Origin of the sequence: Allobosea sp. ASV33 (assembly GCF_016428755.1) — a bacterium.
In the GTDB taxonomy this organism is placed as follows: Bacteria; Pseudomonadota; Alphaproteobacteria; order Rhizobiales; family Beijerinckiaceae; genus Allobosea.
In genome coordinates this window covers 1-18,986 of sequence record NZ_JAELTI010000102.1, presented here as the reverse complement: position 1 = coordinate 18,986, position 18,986 = coordinate 1, and the positions used below count along the sequence as shown (strand labels likewise).

At 66.9% G+C, this 18,986-nt stretch carries 20 protein-coding genes and 1 pseudogene; 15 read left to right on the top strand and 6 right to left on the bottom strand.

The window, feature by feature from the left end:
• Window positions 1-329 (top strand): annotated as a pseudogene (locus tag JHD80_RS22695) (sulfonate ABC transporter ATP-binding protein); the annotation flags it as partial.
• 41 nt (window positions 330-370) lie between these two features.
• Complete coding sequence (locus tag JHD80_RS22690; protein WP_199092074.1) at window positions 371-886, top strand: OsmC family protein; 516 nt, start codon at window positions 371-373, stop codon at window positions 884-886.
• 52 nt (window positions 887-938) lie between these two features.
• Here the strand turns inward: JHD80_RS22690 and JHD80_RS22685 are convergent, their stop codons facing one another.
• Window positions 939-3,014: a HAMP domain-containing methyl-accepting chemotaxis protein gene (locus JHD80_RS22685; RefSeq protein ID WP_199092072.1), complete on the bottom strand. Its 2,076-nt coding sequence runs from the start codon at window positions 3,012-3,014 to the stop codon at window positions 939-941.
• Between the two features lie 314 nt (window positions 3,015-3,328).
• Complete coding sequence (locus JHD80_RS22680) at window positions 3,329-4,513, bottom strand: DNA recombination protein RmuC (RefSeq protein WP_199092070.1); 1,185 nt, start codon at window positions 4,511-4,513, stop codon at window positions 3,329-3,331.
• A 113-nt stretch (window positions 4,514-4,626) separates the two neighbouring features.
• Here JHD80_RS22680 and def point away from each other — a divergent pair, with 113 nt between their 5' ends.
• The 3 genes from def to truA all read left to right on the top strand — a co-directional run bounded on the left by def (window position 4,627) and on the right by truA (window position 6,996).
• Window positions 4,627-5,163: a peptide deformylase gene (gene def / locus JHD80_RS22675; protein WP_199092068.1), complete on the top strand. Its 537-nt coding sequence runs from the start codon at window positions 4,627-4,629 to the stop codon at window positions 5,161-5,163.
• Between the two features lie 151 nt (window positions 5,164-5,314).
• Entirely contained in the window at window positions 5,315-6,244 is a 930-nt protein-coding gene (fmt, locus tag JHD80_RS22670) for a methionyl-tRNA formyltransferase (RefSeq protein ID WP_199092066.1), read from the top strand.
• Window positions 6,244-6,996 (top strand): tRNA pseudouridine(38-40) synthase TruA, encoded by a 753-nt coding sequence (gene truA / locus JHD80_RS22665; RefSeq protein WP_199092064.1) that lies wholly within the window; start codon window positions 6,244-6,246, stop codon window positions 6,994-6,996. The genes fmt and truA overlap by 1 nt, the downstream gene beginning before the upstream one ends.
• A gap of 12 nt (window positions 6,997-7,008) precedes the next feature.
• On the opposite strand, the gene JHD80_RS22660 is transcribed toward truA, so the two are convergent.
• The 3 genes from JHD80_RS22660 to JHD80_RS22650 all read right to left on the bottom strand — a co-directional run bounded on the left by JHD80_RS22660 (window position 7,009) and on the right by JHD80_RS22650 (window position 9,536).
• A complete protein-coding gene (locus JHD80_RS22660; protein WP_199092063.1) occupies window positions 7,009-7,593 on the bottom strand; it encodes a hypothetical protein in 585 nt (194 codons plus the stop codon).
• Window positions 7,594-7,662: 69 nt separating this feature from the next.
• Window positions 7,663-8,874: a succinyl-diaminopimelate desuccinylase gene (dapE, locus tag JHD80_RS22655; RefSeq protein WP_199092061.1), complete on the bottom strand. Its 1,212-nt coding sequence runs from the start codon at window positions 8,872-8,874 to the stop codon at window positions 7,663-7,665.
• Window positions 8,871-9,536, bottom strand: coding sequence for a hypothetical protein (locus tag JHD80_RS22650; protein WP_199092059.1), 666 nt, complete (start codon window positions 9,534-9,536; stop codon window positions 8,871-8,873). Before JHD80_RS22650 ends, dapE begins: the two co-directional genes overlap by 4 nt.
• On the opposite strand from JHD80_RS22650, the gene JHD80_RS22645 reads away from it, so the two are divergent.
• The 10 genes from JHD80_RS22645 (at window position 9,535) to JHD80_RS22600 (ending at window position 18,382) form a co-directional block, all read left to right on the top strand.
• Entirely contained in the window at window positions 9,535-10,149 is a 615-nt protein-coding gene (locus tag JHD80_RS22645; protein ID WP_199092057.1) for a ribonuclease D, read from the top strand. The two genes, JHD80_RS22650 and JHD80_RS22645, sit on opposite strands and share 2 nt — an antisense overlap.
• A 157-nt stretch (window positions 10,150-10,306) precedes the next feature.
• The gene (lptC, locus tag JHD80_RS22640; protein WP_199092055.1) at window positions 10,307-11,083 is read left to right on the top strand and encodes an LPS export ABC transporter periplasmic protein LptC; all 777 of its coding nucleotides are present in this window, start codon (window positions 10,307-10,309) and stop codon (window positions 11,081-11,083) included.
• A gap of 19 nt (window positions 11,084-11,102) precedes the next feature.
• Window positions 11,103-11,810: an LptA/OstA family protein gene (locus JHD80_RS22635; RefSeq protein ID WP_199092052.1), complete on the top strand. Its 708-nt coding sequence runs from the start codon at window positions 11,103-11,105 to the stop codon at window positions 11,808-11,810.
• A complete protein-coding gene (gene lptB / locus JHD80_RS22630) occupies window positions 11,740-12,702 on the top strand; it encodes an LPS export ABC transporter ATP-binding protein (RefSeq protein WP_248311729.1) in 963 nt (320 codons plus the stop codon). Before JHD80_RS22635 ends, lptB begins: the two co-directional genes overlap by 71 nt.
• Window positions 12,703-12,848: 146 nt before the next feature.
• On the top strand, window positions 12,849-14,378 hold the full coding sequence (gene rpoN / locus JHD80_RS22625; protein WP_199092051.1) for an RNA polymerase factor sigma-54: 1,530 nt from the start codon (window positions 12,849-12,851) through the stop codon (window positions 14,376-14,378).
• Window positions 14,379-14,509: 131 nt separating this feature from the next.
• Window positions 14,510-15,094 (top strand): ribosome hibernation-promoting factor, HPF/YfiA family, encoded by a 585-nt coding sequence (gene hpf, locus JHD80_RS22620; RefSeq protein WP_199092049.1) that lies wholly within the window; start codon window positions 14,510-14,512, stop codon window positions 15,092-15,094.
• An 85-nt stretch (window positions 15,095-15,179) separates the two neighbouring features.
• Complete coding sequence (gene ptsN, locus JHD80_RS22615) at window positions 15,180-15,641, top strand: PTS IIA-like nitrogen regulatory protein PtsN (protein WP_199092047.1); 462 nt, start codon at window positions 15,180-15,182, stop codon at window positions 15,639-15,641.
• 120 nt (window positions 15,642-15,761) lie between these two features.
• Window positions 15,762-17,378, top strand: coding sequence for a fumarate hydratase (locus tag JHD80_RS22610; RefSeq protein WP_199092045.1), 1,617 nt, complete (start codon window positions 15,762-15,764; stop codon window positions 17,376-17,378).
• The gene (locus JHD80_RS22605; protein ID WP_199092043.1) at window positions 17,375-17,698 is read left to right on the top strand and encodes a hypothetical protein; all 324 of its coding nucleotides are present in this window, start codon (window positions 17,375-17,377) and stop codon (window positions 17,696-17,698) included. The genes JHD80_RS22610 and JHD80_RS22605 overlap by 4 nt, the downstream gene beginning before the upstream one ends.
• A 30-nt stretch (window positions 17,699-17,728) precedes the next feature.
• Window positions 17,729-18,382, top strand: a complete 654-nt coding sequence (locus JHD80_RS22600) for an MBL fold metallo-hydrolase (RefSeq protein ID WP_199092041.1) — start codon at window positions 17,729-17,731, stop codon at window positions 18,380-18,382.
• A 294-nt stretch (window positions 18,383-18,676) separates the two neighbouring features.
• Here the strand turns inward: JHD80_RS22600 and JHD80_RS22595 are convergent.
• The coding region (locus JHD80_RS22595) for a GNAT family N-acetyltransferase (RefSeq protein WP_199092039.1) at window positions 18,677-18,986 on the bottom strand (310 nt) is incomplete at its 5' end.

Here is an 18,986-nt window from a genome sequence, read left to right as displayed (position 1 = left end):
GGCCAAGGCTGTTGATGATCGATGAGCCCTTCGCCGCGCTCGATGCCGAGGCGCGGGCCCGGCTCGCCGCCTTCCTGCCGGAGCTTTGTACGCAAGGCCGTCCGGCCGTCGTCATCGCCACCGGCTCGGTCGAAGAGGCCTTGCGTCTGGCCGATCGCATCCAGGTCCTGCCGCGGGAGGCGGGGCCGGCCGCCTTCAGTCTCGACAATCTCTTGCCGCGTCCGCGCGAGGAAAGCTCCGTCGGTTTCGTCACCCTGCGCCGTGAATTGCGCCGGGCGCTCGAAAAGGAAAGCCTGCCTGCCGCGCCGGCGGTGGAGGCCGCGGCCTGAAGCGGCTACAAGCCGGGCAACCGCTTAGGAGGATCACGATCATGGACGTCACCGCGCTGCGCGCCTTGCAGGCCCCGCTCAAGGACGAATACCGCACCAATCCCGAGGCGGCGGTCATCACGCTCAAGGCCCATGGCGAGCTCGACGATCAGCATATCGCCTGCAAGGTCGAGACCGGCCGCGCCATCGCGCTCGCCGGCCTGCATCCCGCCACCGGCGGTTCGGGCGCCGAGCTCTGCTCCGGCGACATGCTGCTGGAGGCGCTGGTCGCCTGCGCCGGCGTCACGCTGAAAGCGGTCGCGACCGCGCTCGAGATCGAATTGAAGAAGGGCGTGATCCGCGCCGAGGGCGATCTCGATTTCCGCGGCACGCTCGGCGTCGCCAAGGATGCGGCGGTCGGCTTCAAGGCGATCCGCCTGTTTTTCGACGTCGAGAGCGATGCGCCGCAGGACAAGCTCGACACGCTGCTCAAGCTCGCCGAGCGCTATTGCGTGGTCTTCCAGACGCTGAACGTGAAGCCGGAGCTGTCGGCAACCCTGCAAAGCAACGCCTCCTGACACGGGTCAGGAGGCGTCTTGGACGTGTAAGCGGGGTAGAGGCGAGGAGGAGCTAGAACTCTTCCCAGCCCGTGCTGCCGTTGCGGGCATTGACCGCGCGCTTGACGGGCGCCGGCTTGACCTCGGCGGGCCTGGCTTCCGCCGCGGCCGGGCGCCGCGACTGATGGAAGGCGGCTTCGGCGAGCTGGCGCAGGCGCTCCGGCTCCGAGCCGGTCGAGACCGGCGCGCGTGTCGAGGCGCCCTGGCCCTGGTTGGTGCGGAAGGTCGCGACCAGGTTATTGAGCTGCTCGATCCGGCCGGACAGCGAATTGGCCGAGGCCGCGCTCTGCTCGGAGAGGGCCGCATTCTGCTGGGTCATCTCGTCGAGATGCGCGACGGCCTGGCTCATCTCGTCGATGCCGTTGGCCTGCTCGCCGGACGCCGCCGAGATGTCGGCGATGGTCGATGCCACCTTCTGCGAAGCCGAGAGGATCTGCGTCAGCGCCTCGCCCGCCTTGCGCACCAGCTTCACGCCCTCGCCGACCTCGGCATTGGACGAGGAGATCAAGGTCGAGATGTCCTTGGCGGCTTCGCTCGAGCGCTGCGCCAGCGTGCGCACTTCCGAGGCGACGACGGCAAAACCCTTGCCGGCATCGCCGGCACGGGCCGCTTCGACCGCCGCGTTGAGCGCCAGCAGGTTGGTCTGGAAGGCGATGTCGTCGATCACCCGGATGATGTCGGAGATCTTCTGCGAGGCGGTCTCGATGCGGGCCATGGCGTCGACCGCCTGGCCGGCAATAGTGCCGCCCGATCGGGCCGCACTCGCGGCCTCGTCCGCTGCCGTCGCCGCCGCGCGGGAGGCCTGGGCGGAGGCCTTAACGGACGCGGCCAGCTCCTCGGTCGTCGCGGCGGTCTGTTCCAGCGAGGAGGCCTGTTCCTCGGTGCGCTTCGACAGGTCGTCGGCGCCCATGCTGATCTCGCGCGCGGCCAGCCCGACATCGGCCGAGGTGGTCTGGATCGTCGCGACCGTCGCGGAGAGGCGGTCGACCGTCTCGTTGATCGCATTCTTGAGATCGGCGAAGCGGCCGCGATAGCCGGTGCCGATCTGGCGGGTCAGGTCGCCGCCCGCGATAGACTGGAGGATATCGGCGAATTCGGTCGTCGCACCATCCACAACCGCGTTGATCTCGTTGATGCCGGCCACCAGCCGCTGCATCTGCTCGTCGCTGTCGTCGATCTGGAGGCGGGCCGAGAAATCGCCGGCCGCGGCCGCTGCGACGACTTCACTGACATCGGAGACGACCGCTTCCATCGACTGTGCCCGGGCGAGGCGCGCGGCAGCGGCGGCACGCTCCTGCTCCTCCAGCGCGCGGACCCGAGCCGCGTTCTCCTGGAAGATCTGCAAGGCTCCGGCCATGTCGCCGATTTCGTCGCGCCGGCCCACGCTGGGCACGGTGACGTCCTGCTCGCCCTGGGCCAGGCGCTTCATCGCATCGGTCATGCCGCCGAGCGGGCGCACGATGCCGCTGATCACGAAGGCCAGAGCCAGCGCGCCCATCAGCAGCGCGCCGCCGGCGACGGCCAGCAGCAGGATGGTGGCGGAGCTGGCGGTCGACCGGGCTTCCATGCCCTGGTCGCGGGCCTGCGTCAGCTGCAGCGCGTTCAACTCGCCGAGTTTCACGGTGATCGGATCGATCGCCTTGTAGAGCTCGTCGGTGGCGAACATACGCAGGGCGCTCTCGTCGCGCTCCTTCAGGATGCCGATCAGCTTGGTGACGGCGCCATCTCCGCTCTTCATCAGGCTCGACGCCTGGTCGGCCAGCTGCCTTTCATTGGCATCGCCAATGCTGGGCAGATAGGCCTTCCAGCCCTTGTCGATATTCCCCAACGCGTCCTGGACATTCTTCAATGCGTTCGTCCAGGTGATCTGGTTGCTCTGGGCCTTCCAGGTCGTGTCGACGATATTGACCGCGTACATGTCGCTGACGATGCGCAGTTGCTCCATTGGGACGACGTTGTTCTGGACGACCTCGTCGATCCGCTGCGTGACGGAGCGGAGGGCGAAGAATCCGCAAGCGCCGACGGCGAGTACGCATAGGGTCAGCGCGACGAGCGCACCCGCCAGCTTTGTCTTGATGCTCAGGGCCATGGGAATTTCCGGGAGAGGCGGCAATGAGAGGAGAGGCGGTGAAGATGTGTTCGGGTGCCTATTGTCTAGGCAATCGTCGCGCTCGGCCGGGATGTTTCATGATGGCGACTGTATTCGGTTTTTGATGTCTCCCGACGTTTTCAGAGAATGCTTAAGGCCGCTCTAACGGAATGGGGCGGAACAACGATCGCAAAGGTTGCAAGTCGCCGAAAACGAAAGAGAATTCTCTTCAGGGTTGTGTTTCTCGCCGTGGGACAACCGCGCCAACCCTCCCGTGCGGCTGATATCCCGTCTGGGGTGGAAGGCGCGCGCGACTATTCGGCGGCACGCTTGAGGTCGAGGCCCTTGGCGAAGGGCAGCTTCGGCTCGCTCTTCTCGTCGTCGAAATCGAGCGCGCCGATCCTCTCGGCGCGGCTCGTCACCTTGCCGGCCGATGTCTTGATCTGGCCGACATCGTCCTGCGCTTGCCGGAAATGGTTGTCGAGCTTGTCGACGCGCTCGCCGAGGCGCCTGACATCGTCGAGCAGCTTGCCGACCTCGGTCTGGATGACCTGAGCCTCTTCCCGCATCCGAGCATCGCGCACCAGCGATTGCATGAGCTGAATCGCCAGCGCGAGCAGCGAAGGCGAGACGATCATGATGCGCGCGCGGTGCGCCCTCTGCACGACATCGTCGAAATGCTCGTGCAGATCGGCATAGATCGACTCGGACGGCACGAAGAGCAGCGCGATGTCCTGCGTCTCGCCCGGCAGGAAATAGCGCTCGGCGATATCCTTCACATGCACGCCGACATCGCTGCGCACGCGCTGGCCGGCAGCTTTCCTGGCGTCGTCGCCGCGCGCCTCGCGCAGAAGCGTGAAGCTCTCCAGCGGAAACTTGGCGTCGATCACGAGGCCGCGCCCGTCGCCTGGCAGCGTCACCAGGCAGTCCGGCCGCTTGCCGTTCGAGAGTTGCGGCTGGAAGGCGAAGAAGGCGGGGGGCAGGCCGTCGCGGATGATCGCCTCCATCCGGCCCTGGCCATAGGCGCCGCGCGCCTGCTTGTTGGCGAGCACGTCGCGCAGCGTCACGACTTCGGAAGTGAGGTCGGTCAGGTTCTTCTGAGCGTTGTCGATCACCGCCAGCCGCTCCTGCAGCTTGCCGAGGCTCTCGGTGGTCTGCTGGACGTTCCGCTCCAGCCCTTGCCCGACCTTGTGGCTCAGGCCGTCCATCCGCTCGGCCACGAGCCGCGCGAGATCGCCCTGTCGGGTCGAGAGGATTTCGGCCATGGACTGCATCCGGCCGGCAAGCTCGGCCTGCTGGCGGTTCATCTCCGCGACCTTGTCGTCCATCTCGCGGGCGCGCTCGGTCGCCATCGCCGCCTCGATCGCCCGGCTCCTGCCGCCGCGCCAGCCCGCGATCACCGCCATCAGCAGCAAGGCGAGGCTCAGCGCTCCGAAGCAGATGATGGCCTCGGCCCAGGTCACCGGGCGTTCCAGCAAGGTGAAGGCGATCTCGTTCATGAGCCAAGCCTAGCCGATTCGGCCGGTCCTGGCGAACGAAAGCGGAACAGTTTGACCGCTCTCTCACAAATGCTTATGTCCCCGGTTCAACAGCCCTTTTCTCTTGGAATCCCATGTCCGTTCGCCCGCTCGTCATCCTGCCCGACGCCCAGCTTCGTCTCGTCTCGAAGCCGGTCGAGGCCGTCACGTCCGAGATCAAGACCCTGGTCGCGGACATGTTCGAGACGATGTACGACGCGCCCGGCATCGGGCTTGCGGCGATCCAGATCGGCGTGCCGCTGCGCGTCGTGACGATCGACCTGTCGAAGCCGGAAGCGAAGGAGGGCGAGGAGCCCGAACCCCGGAAGCCGCAGGTCTTCATCAATCCGGAGGTCACCTGGTCCTCGGACGAGTTCAGCGCCTATGAGGAGGGCTGCCTCTCGATTCCCGAATATTACGAGGAGGTCGAGCGCCCAGCCGAGGTCAAGGTCCGCTACATGGATCTCGACGGCAAGACGCATGAGATCGCGGCCGACGGCTTGCTCGCCACTTGCCTGCAGCACGAGATCGACCATCTCGACGGCGTGCTTTTCATAGATCATCTCTCGCGGCTGAAGCGCGAGCGCGTCACCAAGAAATTCGCCAAGGCGGCCAAGCGCTCGGCGGCCTGAGGTTTTCCAATCCGCGCCCCGTCATCCCGGACGGAGCGAAGCGCAGATTTGGGATTCATGCCGGGGCGCCGGTAGGAGAGGTTCCGGAATGGATTCCGGTAATTCCTGCGGTCGCCCGGGATGACTGCTATTACGGAGACAGAGTGAGCGTATGAGTTTGCGCGTCATCTTCATGGGCACGCCGGATTTCGCCGTGCCGGTGCTGACCGAGATCGTCGGCCAGGGGCATGAGGTCGTCTCCTGCTACACCCGCGCCCCGGCGCAGGCCGGTCGCGGCCTCGAACTGAAGCCCTCGCCGGTGCATCGCGCGGCCGAACGCTTCGGTATCCCTGTCTTCACGCCCGCAACGCTCAAGACGCCGGAACAGGCCGAGATCATCGCCTCGCATCAGGCCGATGTCGCCGTCGTCGTCGCCTATGGCATGATCCTGCCGCAGGCGATCCTAGACCTACCCGAGCTTGGCTGCCTGAACCTCCATGCCTCGCTGCTGCCGCGCTGGCGCGGCGCTGCCCCGATCCAGCGCGCGATCATGGCCGGCGATGCCGAGAGCGGCGTCTGCGTGATGAAGATGGAGGCCGGCCTCGATACCGGCCCCGTCGCCATGGTCGAGAGCCTCGCCATCGGCCCGGATATGACGGCCGGCGAATTGCACGACCGGCTGAGCCCCCTCGGCGCCGACCTGATGGTGCGCGCGCTGGCGGCGCTCGGCCGCGGCGGCTTGCAATTCACGCCGCAGCCGGACGAGGGCGTGACCTATGCCAGCAAGATCACCAATGCCGAGGCCAAGCTGAGCTGGGCGCTGCCGGCGCAGCAGGTCCATGACCTCGTCCGCGGCCTCTCGCCCTTCCCGGGCGCCTTCGCCGAGATCGATCTCGGCAAGGGGCCGGAGCGGCTCAAGATCCTGCGCACGGCGCGTGCCGGCGGCGCGGCCGAGCCCGGCACGCTGCTCGACGACGAGGGCACCGTCGCCTGCGCGGTCGGGGCGGTGAAGCTGCTGCAGGTCCAGCGCGCCGGCAAGGCGCCGATGAGCGGGGCCGAGTTCCTGCGCGGCGCCCGGCTCGGAGCCGGCGGCAAGCTCTGATGCCGCGCTACAAGCTCGTCATCGAATATGACGGCACGCCGTTCTCGGGTTGGCAGCGCCAGCTCAACGGCCCGTCCGTGCAGCAGAGCGTCGAGGAGGCGGTCGAGGCCTTCTGCGGCCATCCCGTCCGGCTGCATTGCGCCGGCCGGACCGATGCCGGCGTCCATGCCACCCATCAGGTTGCCCATGTCGATATCGACAGGGAATGGCGCACCGATGTCGTGCGCGACGCGACCAATGCGCGCCTCAAGCGGATTCCGGTCGCCGTTCTCAGCGCCGAATTGGTGCCGGGTGATTTCGACGCCCGCATCTCGGCGCGCCGCCGCTATTACGTCTACCGCATCCTCGATCGCCGGGCCCAGCCTGCACTGGAGCGCGAGCGGGTCTGGCATGTGCCGGTCAAGCTCGATCACGAGGCGATGGACCGCGCCGCCAAGGCGCTGCTCGGCCAGCACGACTTCACCACCTTCCGCGCCGCCGAATGCCAGGCGAACAGCCCGATCCGCACGCTCGATCGTTGCGATGTCCGCCGCGAGGGCTCCGAGATCGTTGTCTATGTCCACGCCCGTTCCTTCCTGCACCATCAGGTCCGCTCGATCGTCGGCTGCCTGAAGATGGTGGGGCTGGGGCGCTGGCCGGAGAACAAGGTCGGCAAGGTCCTGGCCGCGCGCGACCGCTCGCAATGCGCGGCTCTGGCGCCGTCCTGCGGGCTCTATCTTGCCGGGGTCGACTATGTGGAGCCGGCGGCCTGAGGCCGAAAGACCTCAGAACAGGCCGAACAACCGGGTGACGCCGTAGTCGAGCACGAGGCTGGCCGCGACCAGCGGCAGGGCGATGCCGCGAAGCTCCGGTCCAAACACCGCGCGCGCCACGCAATAGCGCAGGCGGAGCACGATCGCCGCGAAGAACAACGACTGCACGACGGCGAGCGTCGGCGGGGCCCAGCCGATCGCGAATACCGCGGCCGGAACCGCCATCAGGCTGGCCGAGACGATGCCGGCCCAGTTCCAGGCGATGACGAAGCTGGTGAAGCGCGGCGTCTGCACGAGGGCAGGGCGCAAGGCGATCAGCAGGGCCGGCACGGCGAGAATCGTCAGAGCCAGCGCCGCGATCACCGACAGGACGAGCGCCGGCGCGGTGAACAATCCGGCGCTGTTCGGCAGGCCAGCCGTCAATCGCACCGCCGCGAGAATGGCGATCGTCGCCGGCAGCATCAGCGCGAAGGCGAGGAAGGAGCGCCAGAACCCGTCCCGCGTGAGGTCGAGCTCGGGCAAGGCCTCGGCCCCGCGGGTCATCAGGTGCCAGGAGCCGCGCAGCGAACGCGCGACGTCATCGGCTGCCAGCCTCATCACGGTCTCCATCATCTGCGATCTTAGACTTTCGTCTAACCGCGATAATTGGACCGTGGTTCGCGCGCGTCAAGCCTGATGCTGCGCTGCAAAATAGCTGGCGAGTAAACGATGCGTGATCCGCTCGAGCGACAGGAGGTCGGCGACCGCGACGCATTCGTCGATCTGGTGCATGGTCTTGCCGACCACGCCGTATTCGACGACGGGGCAATAGTTCTTGATGAAGCGCGCGTCGGAGGTGCCGCCCGTAGTCGAGAGCGCCGGGCGCTTGCCGGTCTCGGCCTCGACCGCCTCAGTGACGAGCGCGACGAAGGGGCCGGGTTCGGTGAGGAAGGCGACGGCATTGGTCGGCTGGACCTCGAGCGTGTAGCGCACCTGGTTGCCGGCCGCCTCGCGCAGGCGCCGCTCCAGCTCGGCGGCAAGCGTCTCCGGCGTCCAGGTGTCATTGAAGCGGATATTGAAGGCCGCTTTCGCCTGCGCCGGGATGACGTTCGTCGCGGGGTTGCCGACATCGAGCGTCGTCACCTCGAGATTGCTCGGGTCGAAATGCCCGGTGCCGCCGTCCAGCGGCGTGGCGTCGAGAGCCGCCAGCAGGCACACCATGCCGCGGATCGGGTTGTCGGCGAGATGCGGATAGCCGACATGGCCCTGCGTGCCCTGCACCGTGAGCTTGCCGGTCAGCGACCCGCGCCGGCCGATCTTGATCATGTCGCTCATCGTCGCCGGGTTGGTCGGCTCGCCGAGAAGGCAATGGTCGAAGCGCTCGCCGCGCTCGTGCGCCCAGGCGAGCAGTTTGACCGTGCCGTTGACCGAAGGGCCTTCCTCGTCGCCCGTGACCAGGAAGGCGATCGACCCGGGCGCATCGGGGTTGTCGCGGCGATAGCGGATCGCGGCCGCGACCATGGCGGCGAGCCCGCCCTTCATGTCGCAGGCACCGCGCCCGTAGAGCGTGCCGTTCTCGATCGTCCCGCCGAACGGCTCGCGCGTCCAGGCGGCCGCGTCGCCGACAGGCACGACATCGGTATGGCCGGCGATCACGAAAACGGGAGCGGTGTCGCCGATGCGCGCGTAGAGATTCTCGACATCGGGCGTGTCCGGCTCGCTGAAGACCGGCCGCTCGACGGTGTAGCCCTCCGCCGACAGCACGGCGTCGAGCAGCGCGAGCGCGCCGCCTTCCTCGGGCGTGACGGAAGGACAGCGGACCAGCGCCTGCGTCAGGGCCACCGGGTCGGTCGGGTCGAAGGGCAGGGCAGGGGCGGAGGAGGTCGATGCGGCGCTCATTCCGCCGCTTTAGCACCCACCGGCGTTGTCGCAACCCCATCCTCTGTCGAGGCAGCCGGCATCAGGCCGAGATCGATGAAGGCGACGACCCAGGCCATGGTCGAGATCGCCTCCAGGGAAGGGCGCCAGCCGATCGAAAGCAGCGGGCGCAACTGCTCCGGCAGCACGATCGCGCAGATCAGCAGGATGCCGAAGATCGGCGTGCTGCCGCGGTCGGTCGCGCGCTTCGCCGCCAGAGCGGCCCAGGGGAACAGGGCGAAGGCTTTGACGAAGGCGATGATCATGGCCGCGTCCCGGTGCCCGGCGAGAAGAGGTGCGGTGCGTTGGATGGCGAGCAGCGCCAGCGCGATCGCGATGCTGCCGAGCCAGAACGGTCGCAGCCCGATACGGCCATCGAAATCGCTGAAAAGGCGGACCAGGGACATGCGGCGAACTCCGATGGGCCGTTGTCGCATGGTCAGCTTCGGAGTTGAAGCGCATGGTGAATAAAAGGTTAATGAGGCGCCTAAGACTTTATCTCGGCTCAGAAAGGGCTTGAACGGGGCGGAGCTGGCCGCTAGCTCCGGAACGCGCGTCGCTTTTCGGCACGCGGCCTGCCGTTCCCCATTTTGTGAAGTGCAGTCGAAGGGCGCGTCCGCGCGGCCCAGTGAGGTTTCGAGCATGACTATCCGCTTCCATCGCGGCGACCTGCCGGACGGCTACGACGCCGGATCGAGCGTCGCGATCGACACCGAGACGCTCGGCCTCAATCCGCATCGCGACCGGCTCTGCGTCGTCCAGCTCTCGCGCGGCGACGGCACGGCGGATGTCGTGCAGATCCCGAAGGGTGGCGAGCGGCCGAAGAACCTGATCCGCCTGCTGGAGGACCCGGCGGTGCTGAAGCTCTTCCACTTCGCCCGCTTCGACGTCGCCGTGCTCAAGCATGCCTTTGGCGTGGTCACCGCGCCGGTCTATTGCACCAAGATCGCCTCGAAGCTGACCCGCACCTATACCGACCGGCACGGCCTCAAGGATCTCGTGCGCGAACTGCTCGGCGTCGAATTGTCGAAGCAGCAGCAATCCTCCGACTGGGGCGCGGATACGTTGAGCGAGGCACAATTGGCCTATGCCGCGTCCGATGTCCTGCATCTCCATGCGCTGCACGAGAAGCTGGAGACGATGCTGGCCCGCGAAGGGCGCTTGCATCTTGCCCAGGCCTGTTTCCAGTTCCTGCCCTATCGGGCCGAGCTCGATCTCGCCGGCTGGGACGAGACGGACATCTTCGCGCACACTTGACAATTTCTAAGGCTTCTTGCGTCAGTCTGCGCGCAGGCCGGGCGTGCGGAAAGGCGCTCGGTCCCGCTGGACGAGCCGCGCGGGGGCGCGATGTGGCCAGTCTTGTGACACGAAAATGCCGTGAGCGGCTGCCATTGCGCGGGGCATGACTTTGGCAATGACCTTCAACGACCCGGCGGCGGGGCTCTCCGCGCAGGCGCTGCGCCGGCGTGCGGCCTTCGGCGCGGCGCGGCGCCATACCCGGCTCGTGCATATCCTGCGCGGGGTGATTCCCGTCATGGCCGTCGTGCTCGTGCTGGCCCTGGTGGTGATTCCCTTCCTCGCGCCGCTGGGCGGCAAGCTGGCCAATGTCTCGGTCGGTTCGGTCGGCATCACCGGCGGCAAGGTCCGGATGGAGACGCCGAAGCTCGCAGGCTATCGCAAGGACAACCGGCCCTATCAGGTCACGGCGATCAACGCCTACCAGGAGATCAAGAACCCGACTCAGATCGAGCTGCAGACCTTGACGGCGCGGATCCAGATGGAGCGCGAGGGCTGGGTGACGGTCAATGCGAAGACGGGTTTGTTCGACACGCAGAAGGAGAAGCTCCGCCTCGTCGACGACGTCAAGATCCGCACCGAGAGCGGCCATGACATGCAGATGCGGGTCGCCGATGTCGACTTCAAATCCGGCACGGTGGTCTCCAAGGAGCCGGTCAAGGTGAGCCTCGGTGAAACGACGGTGGACGCCGACACTCTTGACGTGAAGAACAATGGCGAGTTGATCGTCTTCGAGGGGCGGGTGCGCGCCTTCATTCGCAACGCGCCGGCCGGCACGATCGCCGGCCCCGAGCGCGAGGGCAGCAAGCCGATGCCGGAACTGCTGAACGCGAATCGGGTTGCGCCTGCAGAAGCCGCGCCGGCAGGCGACGCCGGGAATGGGAAGAGACAGTGATATGACCGGGATTGGCCAGATGCTCCGTTTCGCGCATGCCCGCGACGCCGCGCTGCTTCTCGCTGCGGCCTTTGCCCTGTTCGGCGCGCCGCAGGAGGCCTTCGCTCAGGCGCAGGGCAAGCCTGCGCGCGGCGGCAATGCATCCTCGCCGCTCGGCGGCCTTGGTGGCGACAGCAAGGAGCCGATCAAGATCGATGCCGACAAGCTCGACGTGCTCGACAAGGAGAACAAGGCGATCTTCTCCGGCAACGTCGTAGCCGTGCAGGGCGAGACGACGGTCCGCTGCACGGTGATGACCGTGCTCTACGAAGGCCGTGGCGGCCCCGGTGGCCGCGGGGCGACTCCGGCTCCGGCGGCATCTCCGGCCCCTGCGGCTGCAGGCGCAGCTGGTGCGCCGGGCAATGACAGCTCGATCAAGCGCATCCTGTGCAAGGGGCCGGTCACCGTGGTCTCGAAGACGCAGGCGGCGAGCTCGGACAATGCCGAGTTCGACCGGGCGAACAATCTCGTCATCATGACCGGCAATGTCGCCCTCAATGACGGGCCGAATATCACCCGCGGCGAGAAGCTGACCTACAACACGACCACCGGTGTCGCGAATGTCGAGACGGGGAAGGGCGGGCGCGTGCAGGGCCTTTTCGTCCCGAATTCGGCCGATGCCAACAAGAAGGATGCGGGCACGCCGGGCGCCAAGCCGGCCCAGCCTGCGCCGAAGCCCACCAATTGATCGTGCTGCAGTGACCGTTTCCGAAGCGCCTCGTCCCACGGCCGCGCCGGCGCGACCGGCTCCGCGCCCGCAACCGCCGGGCGTTTTCGGCCGGCTGCGCGGGCTTTTCGGCAATCGCGACAAGCAGGAGGCCCGTCAGGCGCCGTCCAGGGGCGCCGCCCTCGGGGGGCCGGGCGTCCTCGCGGTCGCCGGTCTGCGCAAGAGCTATGGCGGGCGCGCCGTCGTCTCGGATGCCAGCCTCTCGCTGCGCCAGGGCGAGGCGGTCGGCCTGCTCGGCCCCAACGGCGCCGGCAAGACCACCATCTTCTACATGATCACCGGCCTCGTCGCCGCCGATGCCGGCATCATTTCGCTCGAAGGCAACGACATCACCGCCTTGCCGATGTACCAGCGCGCGCGCCTCGGGATCGGCTACTTGCCGCAGGAAGCTTCGATCTTCCGGGGCCTCTCGGTCGAGGACAATATCCGCTCGGTGCTGGAGGTGGTCGAGCCCGATCGCAAGGCGCGCGAGCGCCAGCTCGACCAGTTGCTCGAGGAATTCACCATCTCCCGCCTGCGCAAGGCCCCATCGATCGCGCTCTCGGGCGGCGAGCGTCGGCGCTGCGAGATTGCGCGCGCGCTGGCGGGCAAGCCCTCCTTCGTCCTGCTCGACGAGCCCTTCGCCGGTATCGACCCGATCGCCGTCGGCGACATCCAGGCGCTGGTGCGGCAATTGACCGATCGCGGCATCGGCGTGCTGATCACGGACCACAATGTCCGTGAGACGCTGGGCCTCGTCGATCGCGCTTATATCATCCATTCCGGGCGGGTTCTGACCGAGGGCTCGCCGGCCGAGATTATCGCCAATCCGGATGTCCGGCGCGTCTATCTGGGCGAGGATTTCCGCCTCTAGGCAGCGGGCACGCTCTTGCTGCGACGCAGCATTTTTCTGCGCGCAGGCATGGCTGAGCCTTTGACGCGGCGATGAGCCGGCGCTAGTGTCCTTTTCGCAAGCAAGAAGCGTGCCGTTGGCGCGCGAGCGAGAAGGGCCTTTCGCGCATGGCGATGATGCCGCGCATGGAGCTGCGCCAGGGACAGTCCCTGGTGATGACGCCGCAGCTGCTGCAGGCGATCAAGCTCCTGCAGCTCTCCCATCTCGAACTCCAGAATTTCGTAGAGGGCGAGCTCGAGCGCAATCCGCTGCTGGAGCGCGACGAGGCGACCGATGGGCCGGCGCGCCTGGACGACGGCGACAGCCCTCATGAGGCCGATGCCGAGAGCTTCGCCAAGGCCGAGAGCCTGCACACCCAGGAGGGCATGGAAGGCCGGCTCGGCACCGGCCTGGACAATGTCTTCCAGAACGAGCAGCCGACCGCGGCCCGCAGCGAGGCGGCCGGCGCCGACAGCCTGCCCATCGTCGGCGGCGCCTATGGCACGACGGGAGGCTCCTTCGACGGCGATCCCGAGGGCTTCGAGAGCGGCCTGACGGCCGAGGCCTCGTTGCACGAGCATCTGATCGCCCAGCTCGATCTCGCCGTCGTCGCGCCGGCAGAGCGCATCATCGGCCGCCACATCATCGATGCCGTCGACGATAGCGGCTATCTCGGCGAGCCTCTCGCGGAGATTGCCGAGCGCCTCGGTATCGCCATCGAGAAGGTCGAGGCCGTTCTGCGCGTCGTCCAGACCTTCGATCCTTCCGGCGTTGCGGCGCGGGACGTCGCCGAATGCCTGGCGATCCAGCTCCGTGACCGCAATCGTTTCGATCCGGCGATGCAGGCGCTGGTCGCGAACCTGCCTCTCGTCGCCAAGCGCGATTTCGCCGCGCTGAAGCGCATCTGCGGCGTCGACGACGAGGATATCGCCGACATGGTCGGAGAGATCCGCCGTCTCGACCCCAAGCCCGGCCGCGCCTTCGGCGGCTCGGCGGCCGAGACCGTGGTGCCGGACGTCTTCATTCGCGCGGCGCCCGACGGCTCCTGGCTGATCGACCTCAACCCCGACACGCTGCCGCGCCTGCTGGTCAACCAGACCTATCACGCGCGCGTCTCCAGGGCGGCCCGCAGCGACGTGGACAAGGCCTTCATCGCCGAATGCCTGCAGACGGCGAACTGGCTGACCCGCTCGCTGGAGCAGCGCGCCCGGACGATCCTGAAGGTCGCGAGCGAGATCGTGCGCCAGCAGGACGGGTTCTTCGCCCATGGCGTCGAGCATCTGCGCCCGCTCAACCTCAAGACCGTGGCGGATGCGATCGGCATGCACGAATCGACGGTCTCGCGCGTGACCTCGAACAAGTACCTGACCTGCTCGCGCGGGGTCTTCGAGATGAAGTATTTCTTCTCGGCCGCCATCGCCGCGACAGGCTATGGCGAGGCGCATTCGGCGGAAGCTGTGCGCTTCCGGATCAAGCAGATGATCGACGAGGAGAGGCCGTCCGCGGTTCTCTCGGACGATGCCATCGTCACCCGGCTGAAGGATGGCGGCATCGACATCGCCCGGCGCACCGTGGCGAAATACCGCGAATCCCTGAGAATCCCGTCCTCCATGGAGCGGCGGCGCGAGAAAGTCGCCATGGCGGCTGCCGAGCGCTGAGCGAATTTGTTCCAAAGCGTCCGCGCATGCGAGCCATGACTGCGCCGGCTCATTGACAACCCCGACTCCCGGTTCTTAGCTCCTAGGGATGGCCGAACACGGTCATGGCTAAAACCAAGGGGAAGCACTCCATGAGCTTGCGAATCTCCGGCAAGAATCTCGATGTCGGCGAGGCCCTCCGCGGCCAGGCCGAGGAGCGGGTCGCTGCGGCGGTCAGCAAATATTACGAGGGTGGCTATCAGGGCCACGTCACGGTCGACAAGGACGGCTCCGCCTTCCGGACCGACGGCGTCCTGCACCTCTCCTCCGGGATTACGCTGGAAGCCTCCGCCACCGCCCACGATCCCTATGCCAGCCTCGACAAGATGGCTGAGCGCATCGAAAAGCGGCTGCGACGCTACAAGCGCCGGCTTAAGGACCGTTCCAGCGCCAATGGCCGCGATGTGGGAATCGAAATCCCCAGCTATGTGATCGCCGCTCCCGACGATGATATCGAGGATTTCGATGTGGTTGCTGCCGGGGATAACCCGGTGATCGTCGCGGAATCGACGAAATCCCTGCATGTCCGGACGGTGGGCGATGCGGTGGCTGAGCTCGACCTGACGGGCGCGCCCGTCGTTGTCTTCCGGCACGCTGGCAATGGCCGCATGAACATCGTATATCGCCGCGGCGACGGCAATATCGGTTGGATCGACCCACCGGCATCGCTGTCCTGAGGCCGGCGGGCGATCCGCTCCGGCCGTCGAACCTGACCCGTGCCGACGGCTTTTCGGCCGGCACGGGACATGCATGGACGGGCGAATGACGCTGACCGATCTCCTGAGCCCCGCCGCGGTGATCTCGCCGCTGCGCGCCAACGGCAAGAAGCAGGCTCTGCAGGAGCTTGCCCAGCATGCCGCCACCCTGACCGGCCTGCCGGACCGCGAGCTGTTCGAAGCCCTGCTCCAGCGCGAGCGCCTGGGATCCACCGGCATCGGTGAGGGCATCGCGATCCCCCATGGCCGGATGCCCGGCATCGACCGCCTCGTCGGGCTCTTCGCCCGCACCGAGAAGCCGATCGATTTCGACGCGCTCGACGGGCAGCCGGTCGACATCATCTTCGTGCTGATCGCGCCCGAGGGCGCCGGCGCCGATCATCTCAAGGCGCTCGCCCGCGTCGCACGCGTGCTGCGCAACCAGTCCGTTCTGGAACAGGTCCGCAAGGTGCGCGATCCCGCCGCGATCTACGCGATCCTTGCCGAATCGGCCGCGCAGGCGGCCTAGACTTAAACGCACTAAAGACTGCTTGGACGACGCCGGCCGACGGGCTATGACGCCGGCTGGATCGGCGCCGCGTCTTTCCATGTCCTGATCGCGGCGCAGCTTGTTTCGGAGCCGCTGGCCATGGCCTATACGCATGTCGATCTCTTCCCGCTCGGCGAGGATACGACGCCCTATCGCAAGCTCGGCAGCGAGGGCGTCAGCGTCGAGAAGATCGGCGATCGCGAGGTCCTGAGCGTCTCGCGCGAGGCGATCCGCCAGCTCTCCGAGCAGGCCTTCATCGACATCAATCATCTGCTGCGGCCCGGCCATCTCGCCCAGCTCGGCAAGATCCTGGATGATCCCGAGGCGACCTCGAACGACAAGTTCGTCGCCTACGACCTGCTGAAGAACGCCAATATCGCGGCCGGCGGCGTGCTGCCGATGTGCCAGGACACCGGCACGGCCATCATCATGGGCAAGAAGGGCCGCAAGGTCTGGACCGATGGCGAGGACGAGGCCGCGCTGGGCGAGGGCGTTGCGGACGCCTATTTCAAGCGCAACCTGCGTTATTCGCAGCTCGCGCCGCTTTCGATGTTCGAGGAGAAGAACACCGCCACCAACCTGCCGGCGCAGATCGACATCTATGCCGAGGGTGAGGACGCCTACAAATTCCTTTTCGTCTGTAAGGGCGGCGGCTCGGCCAACAAGACCTTCCTCTACCAGGCGACGCCTTCGCTCCTGACCAAGGACCGCATGATGGCGTTCCTGAAGGAGAAGATCCTGACACTCGGCACCGCCGCCTGCCCGCCCTATCACCTCGCCATCGTCATCGGCGGCACCTCGGCCGAGCAGAACCTCAAGACCGTCAAGCTCGCCTCGACCAAATATCTCGACGCGCTGCCGACCCAGGGCTCGCCCTCGGGCCATGCCTTCCGCGACATCGAGATGGAGGAAGAGGTCCACAAGATGACGCAGGCGCTCGGCGTCGGCGCGCAGTTCGGCGGCAAGTATTTCTGCCACGACGTGCGCGTCATCCGCCTGCCGCGCCACGGCGCCTCGCTGCCGATCGGGCTCGGTGTCTCCTGCTCGGCCGACCGTCAGGCCAAGGGCAAGATCACCAAAGACGGCATCTTCCTGGAGGCGCTGGAGACCGACCCGTCCAAGTACCTGCCGGATGTCGACGAAGCGAAGCTCGGCGGCGATGTCGTCAGGATCGACCTCAACCAGCCGATGAGCGAGATTCTCGCCACGCTGTCGCAGCATCCGGTCAAGACGCGCCTGTCGCTGACCGGCACGATCGTCGTCGCCCGCGACCTCGCCCATGCCAAGATCCGCGAGCGGCTGGAACGCGGCGAGGGCATGCCCGACTATTTCAAGAACCACCCGGTCTACTATGCCGGCCCGGCCAAGACGCCGGAGGGCTTCGCCTCCGGTTCCTTCGGCCCGACCACGGCCGGCCGCATGGATTCCTTCGTCGACCAGTTCCAGTCCTTCGGCGGCTCGATGGTGATGCTGGCCAAGGGCAACCGCTCGGCAGCCGTGCGCGAGGCCTGCAAGGCCCATGGCGGCTTCTATCTCGGCTCGATCGGCGGCCCGGCGGCGCGGCTGGCGCAGGATTGCATCCGCAAGGTCGAGGTGCTCGAATATCCCGAGCTCGGCATGGAAGCGGTCTGGCGGATCGAGGTCGAGGATTTCCCGGCCTTCATCGTCATCGACGACAAGGGCAACGACTTCTTCAAGGAGTTGAACCTCGGATGAGGTTCGCACTGACCTTGGGGCTGCTCCTGCTGGCCGGCCCGGCGCTGGCCCAGCAGCCGCGCCCGGCGACCTGCTCGCGGGATCTCTTCCAGAACGAGGCCGGTTTCCGCCTGCAGCAGACGCGCCTTGCGGCAGTCGCTACGGCCGACCAGGCGACCCAGTGCCGGACCTTTCGCGAGCATGTCGCCTATCTCCAGAAGGCCCGCTCGGTTTTCGCCGCCTGCCAGGGCGGGGCAGAGCGCGAGCGCAATGTCGGGGAGATGGATTCCGAGCTGGTGAACTACCGCGCCCTGATCGCCAATCGTTGCGGCGGGCGGTGAGAACCATCTGATACGTCCGAAAGGCCTGCCATGACCGACCAGCAGCCGCCGCTCCAGATCGCCATCGTGCCGGTGACGCCGTTCCAGCAGAACTGCGCGATCGTCTGGGAGCCCAAGTCCAAGGAGGCCGCGATCGTCGATCCCGGCGGCGACGTGCCGAAACTGCAGGCCGCCATCAAAGAGCTGGGCGTCACCCCGGTCGCGATCTGGCTGACCCATGGCCATCTCGACCATGCGGGTGGCGCGACCGAACTGGCTGAGGCGCTGTCGATCCCGATCATCGGGCCGCATGAGGGCGACAAGCCCTTGCTGGACGCCTTGCCGGAGCAGGGCCTGCGCTTCGATATCCCCGGCATGAAGGCCGTCGTGCCGACGCAGTGGCTGAACGAGGGCGACACGGTCTCGCTGGGCGACCTGACCTTCGCGGTCGCGCATGTGCCCGGCCATTCGCCGGGCCATGTCACCTTTTTCCAGAAGGACCTGCGCTTCCTGCTGGCGGGCGACACCGTCTTCGCCGGCTCCGTCGGTCGCACCGACTTTCCCTATGGCGACCACGAGGCGCTGATCTCGGGGATCAAGACCAAGCTCCTGCCGCTCGGCGACGACGTCCAGTTCCTGCCCGGCCACGGCCCGGCGAGCACGCTCGGCGAAGAACGGCAGAACAATCCGTTCCTGCAAGGTTGAAAAAAACGGGACGTCATGCTCACCCTTGTGGCGAGCATCCACGTCTCGAACGCCGCCTTGCATCACCGAAGACGTAATGGCCGGGGTCAATCCGGCCAAAGCTGACGCTGAAACGAAAAGACCCGCAGCGGATGTCCGCTACGGGCCTCGGAATGAACCAACGGCCATGTCCTGAACGGGTGCGCGTACATCCGGCGTCAAACGTTCGGCCCATGGCCGTCTTCAACGGCGCTGGAGAGCTGTGGAACGCTCTCGACATCGTCGTGAACCTGAAATGGGAACGCTGGCCTCGGTTTACAAGGGCTCGCCTGAAAAGGATCGACGCCACTCGTACAAGGCATCCGGCTCGTCTTCCTCGTTGCGCTCGCCGTCGTTGAGGTCGACGAGGCGGAAGCCATGGCGCTCGTAGAAGGCGCGGGCTGCCGTGTTCCGCTGGAACGTGAACAGGTGGAGCCGCTCGGGGCTAAGCTCCCTGGCCTTTGCCAGCAGCAGCGAGCCGATACCGCGCCTGAACGCGCCCGGCAGCAGATAGAGCTGGTCGAGATCCTCGCCGTCGAGGCAGAGGAAGCCGAGGATGCGCCCGGCCTCCCGCGCGACCCAGGTC